This window comes from Loigolactobacillus rennini DSM 20253 (genome assembly GCF_001436505.1).
GTDB lineage: Bacteria > Bacillota > Bacilli > Lactobacillales > Lactobacillaceae > Loigolactobacillus > Loigolactobacillus rennini.
Window position 1 is genome coordinate 9,126 of record NZ_AYYI01000106.1, and the last position, 4,283, is coordinate 13,408.

Genomic DNA, 4,283 nt, shown 5'->3' on the forward strand with positions numbered 1-4,283 from the left:
TCCCATTTTGCTTCGCCAAAATCAATTGGTATATATTGTGTCATGTAAAACTCCTCCTATTTATTTAAATTTAGCATTGGTTGTTTGGATCCCCACGGTGGATACGCCACTGGTCAGGTACAACCAATGCTTGTCACTACTATAAGTGGTTATCAATTGGTCCGGATTAAAATCATCCAGATACTTTTTGACTTGGGCTTGATTAATTAAAAAGGCCACGGACGCATTACCATCAGTAAACTCAGCTTGCACTGGTAGCTCGTGGGTAGACTTGACCCCAAAGTAACCAGGATCCGGCTGTGGGATGCCGGCGCCATACTGATAAAGGTAGGCGCTAAACCGCGGAAAATCACTACTGGACACACCGCTGAGATCAAGCTGATAAACCCCATATTTGTGTTGCGCCAAGTCTGCTTGTAAAGCATCAAATTTTGTCTTAAGGGTCGTAAAATCAGTTAAACTGACAAAGTCATTTTTATCCAGCTGGGTTTGCAGCGCATCCAGTTGCTTTTTTAATGCTTTAATTGTGACGTTCAAGCTTGATTTTGGATCTAAAACATCGTCTAGAGCCGCATTGACCTGTGTTGTTATTTCTTTTAGTTTAGCTTGGGCTTGATCGACCCAGGCCTGTACTTTTTGTTTGCCGTCCGCAGTCACCTTTTCTAGTTGCGTATAAAACGGCTTGGAGGCGACTTGCATCTCTACACTATTAGATAAAACGTGTAAAGCTACATTGATCGTCGAGATTGTGTTACCGTCGGCGTCCGCTACCCCAAAATAGGTATTATCAGGATCCCAGTCGCCTTCGGCCTGAAACGTGTTACCAGGGAAATAAAACGTGATTCGGCCGGCTTGAATATCATCGCCGGGATGATCCGTTGCCGTGGTCCCATAAATCTTTTTAGGCTGGGCTGCTGGATCAATACCGGCAAAGAAAAGGGTCTTAGACGTCAAGTTTTGCGGCAAACCATAAGCCTTAAGCCACAATTTAAGGTAACTTTGCGAATCGCCCACCCGGCCGTTAAAATTGCTGCTAAGATCAATTGCTGTCGGGGTTGGTTTAGCTAAATCTAATACGATATAGCTGTTTATCCGTTGGTTTTGATTGACTGGCATTAGCTCACACTCCTTTCGCAAAATTAAGATAGGGCTGTAAATAAGTCTGACACTTGTTTAAGGTACTTTCTAATAGTTGCCAATTTTGATTGACATTGCTGCGATAATTAGCAAAGCTGAGCAATTTAAACTGCTGCAACTTGACTTTATCTAGTAGCAGGTAATCTGGTGGTCCAGTAATATTAAAAGCATTATACGTCCTGATCAAGCCATTAATAGCTCGTTCTAACTGGCTCATAACCTGATTTAGCCACAAATAAGTTGTGCGGTTTAACTCCTTGCTTTTGCTAACGTCAATCGCTGCAATTTTGGGTGTGCCAAAATTAAAAACGCTGTCTAAAGCTTGGTATTGCTGATTAACCGCCTCAATTACTGCATTACCGTTTTGCTGGACGTTATTAGTTAAATCAGATAAAAAATCACTCGTAAAAGGGGCTAGTTTAACCGGATCACTCAATTTTAAAACCTCCTACCATGTTGTCAGCAGTTCCCAACTACTCCACTTACTATCCGATAAACCGATCCGCACATAAGTTAACGGCCGAGTCGCTTGACTGGGTTCAAATATTTGTCGCGGCCGGCCAAAGGTAGTATCAGTCCCAGGCACTCTTGTAGTCAAAATTCCAAAAGTTGACGTTTGGCCCTTGATTAGCGGTACTTTTAAAGCAGCGGTTTGTTTAAACTCTTTAGTCTCTTTTGCTGGATAACCTTTTTGGTAATAACTAGGCGGATTATCGACCGCGCGGCCATTGCTTGCTTTGCCTTGATCAATGACTAAGGATGCTGCATCCTTGCCAGCAGGCCCACGTGCGCCGGTGTCACCTTTTGGTCCAGTAGCACCAGCCTGGCCGCGATCGCCTTTAGGGATGACAAAACTAAACTTAGCAGCGCTTGCGGTGCCAGCATTAGTCACTTGGGCCTTGCTATCGGCATTACCCGTAGTCACTGTCCCCACCGCAATCGTTGCGGCTTTGCCAGGACTACCCGGCTCACCCTTATCGCCCTTACTGCCTTGCTTGCCAGGGTCACCCTTGGCGCCAGGTGCACCTGGTTGTCCGACCAATGACTGTAAAAAGTCCTGCTCGGTGCCAGTATTACCCTGCGCTAGCCAAAGCTGATAAGCTGACTGGCCATCAGCACCATCTTTGCCGGGATCTCCTGGCTCGCCTTTAATTGTGCCAATAAATTGCTTGATTTGATCGTAGACAAACAGGTTGTTGGCTGTAATCCAGTTATTGATATAGGGATCAAGGCCCATAACGCCCTCAGCTTTAGTAGTGACCGCAAACTTAGCACCTTTAGGTAAATTAAAATCTGGGTTATCGGCGACAACATGTAACGTATACAGCGGCAAGTCACTGGATTTTGCAACTGCTTTGGCAGCGATAGCTTTAACTGACTTGCGTGACTGGTTAACTTGCGTACCGCCCAAACGGGAATCATAACTTCTTTGGCTGTTTTCCGCCGCTTGCAGTATTGCTTTTCGTTGTGCTTTTAAGGCGGCAAGTGCTTTATCCAAAGCGTCGGAGCCCGCCTTTTTATAATTTAAAATCGTCTTAGCGCGATTATTCAGCGTAACTTCAGTTGGTTTGGCTTTGTCCAGTGGATAATACTTATAAGCAACAATTTCCACTTGCGTAGCAAACCCAGAGGGGCGGATTTCCAAGCGCCTAATTTCCATCAACGCTGGCTCGCCGGCCCTTTGCTCTGACGTCTCAATTGTCAAGGGTGGCTCCGATGTCATCTTGGCCAGTGCGTAAGCCCGCATGGTACTAGCATTAGTAAAGCGCTCATCTGAGATGTCATCACCGGGATGTAGCTCCCATTGCTTAACTGATTGCTCATCGGTCACTAAAAATGGCGTAAAATAATACTCGGTTTTATCGCTATCTGTGCCAGTGTTTTCTTTTTGTTTGCCGTACACTTTGACCTGGTTAACGAGCCCTGTAGAATCATAGGTCAATTTAACCTCACTAGTATTATGCAAATAATCGATGCGGTTACCCAGATTTTTGGCAATGGCATCATGCTGATAAATGCGGATATTCTTGTTGTCTGGCCAAAAAACAGCATCTGACCAAGTAGACGCAATCTTAGATAGCATATCCTTACCGCTGGAGTTGCCTAGGTCAGTAATTTGTTGTTTATCAAAATTACCAATTACCTGCCACGTAAAGCCCAGCTTATTCCCAGACAAATAAAAAGCCAGCACATCGTTAACACTGTAGGTTAACGTACCGGTTTTTACTTGACGCTGTCTGACGCGGCTGACTTCATAAGCAACGTGGACCGCGGTTACCTGGATCGTGTTGACACCACTACTATGAGCTGAGACGACTTGTTTAATGATATATTCTTGACCCTGCCAATAAACACTAGCTTCGACGCTCAACGAGTTATAAGCGACCGATCTATCATCATAAGCCGTAAATTCTATTTGATACTGGCTGTTTAACTCAGCTTGAATGCAGAGTGTATCAAATAACACACTGCGTAAAGGCTCTGCATAGGCGCTGTGCAGGCCTTTGACAACTAACTTATTATCAACCAAGGTAGATAAATGGGAAACTAAAGGTAATGGCCATCTTAGTCGCGCCTGAAACTTTGATGTTGTTATATCCTGGCTCTAAAGCCAGATTGCCGTAGTCAGTCAGATTGCTAGCTGGTTTGCCGTCAACCGTGGTTGTGATGCCATTTAAAATCACCGTATTGCCCCCTTTGCTGGATTTATTTAACCGCCAGGATGTATTATTGGTCGTATTGGTCAGTTGCAAATAGCTGCCGGTGTACTTAGATATAATGCTGAGCTCGTGGCGCTGATAATAAGGGTCGATAGTAATATCCGAGGCGTTAAACACTTTAAAATTACTCGTTGTAAAGTGATAGCTGAGTGTGTCATTGCTGGGCAGATTCATGCCCATTTGCCAACCATCTTCATTTGAGCTATCTAATTTATCGCTATTAAATAAAGAATACTTATACCCGCTCGGGTTTTCAAATGGAATGGTAAACATTGCATCTTGGGCCCCATCACGCCAGGGCTTAATTTCGAAATTACCGGCACGGACATATTTAACAATCGCTGGCTCAGCGTTGGTCCGCATTCGAATCAATTGCTTTTGCAAAAACAGCCGATAGATTTCGTGCTGGGCTAGCTTAAGGCCACT

Annotated in this window: 4 protein-coding genes; all 4 read right to left on the reverse strand. The window is 44.6% G+C overall.

Annotation, left to right across the window (positions count from 1 at the left end; genetic code table 11):
- Positions 1-60: 60 nt before the first annotated feature.
- Positions 61-1,116: a BppU family phage baseplate upper protein gene (locus FC24_RS11240; RefSeq protein ID WP_057874934.1), complete on the reverse strand. Its 1,056-nt coding sequence runs from the start codon at positions 1,114-1,116 to the stop codon at positions 61-63.
- A gap of 4 nt (positions 1,117-1,120) precedes the next feature.
- A complete protein-coding gene (locus FC24_RS11245; protein WP_057874935.1) occupies positions 1,121-1,573 on the reverse strand; it encodes a hypothetical protein in 453 nt (150 codons plus the stop codon).
- Positions 1,574-1,585: 12 nt separating this feature from the next.
- On the reverse strand, positions 1,586-3,667 hold the full coding sequence (locus FC24_RS11250; protein WP_057874936.1) for a phage tail protein: 2,082 nt from the start codon (positions 3,665-3,667) through the stop codon (positions 1,586-1,588).
- Positions 3,660-4,283 (reverse strand): phage tail family protein (locus FC24_RS11255; protein WP_057874937.1); only part of this gene is annotated, 624 nt, incomplete at its 5' end. The genes FC24_RS11255 and FC24_RS11250, both read right to left, overlap by 8 nt.